General features: G+C 69.8%; 1 protein-coding gene. It reads left to right on the forward strand.

Translation table 11 applies throughout. The features are described 5' to 3' along the window. Positions 1 to 609, forward strand: a 609-nt coding sequence (locus FGD71_RS34850; RefSeq protein ID WP_140936016.1) for a polyketide synthase dehydratase domain-containing protein, incomplete at both ends; no start/stop codon positions are given.

Below are 609 nucleotides of genomic sequence, written 5' to 3' on the forward strand. Positions count from 1 at the left end.
TCGTGGACCTGCCGACATACCCGTTCCAGCGTGAGCACTACTGGCTTGAGCCGGGTGCTGGTGATGCGGATGTGGTGTCGGCGGGTCTGGAGGGTGCGGGGCATCCGTTGCTGGGTGCCGCGGTGTCGTTGCCGGATGTGGATGGGTTCCTGTTGACGGGGCGGTTGTCGCTGCGTACGCATCCGTGGCTGGGTGAGCATGTGGTGGACGGGTCGGTTCTGCTGCCGGGGACGGCGTTTGTGGAGCTGGCGGTGCGGGCGGGTGATGAGGCTGGTTGTGGGCGGGTTGAGGATCTGACGCTTGAGGCGCCGTTGGTGCTGCCGGAGCAGGGGGCTGTGCAGCTGCAGGTCGTGGTGGGTGCGCCGGATGAGCAGGGTGCGCGGTCGGTGCGGATCTACTCGCGGCTGGAGCAGGACCAGGGTGACCGGCAGTGGATCCGGCACGCCAGCGGCGAGCTCGCGGTTGACGGAGCCGCGCCTGCCTTCGACCTCGCCGCATGGCCGCCTGCCGGGGCGGAGCCGGTGGAAGTCGCGGACCTGTACGAGCGGCTTGCCGCGGACGGTCTTGGCTATGGTCCGGTGTTCCGTGGGGTGCGGGCGGCGTGGCGCA

The organism is Streptomyces sporangiiformans (assembly GCF_005768555.2).
Classification (GTDB): Bacteria; Actinomycetota; Actinomycetes; order Streptomycetales; family Streptomycetaceae; genus Streptomyces; species Streptomyces sporangiiformans.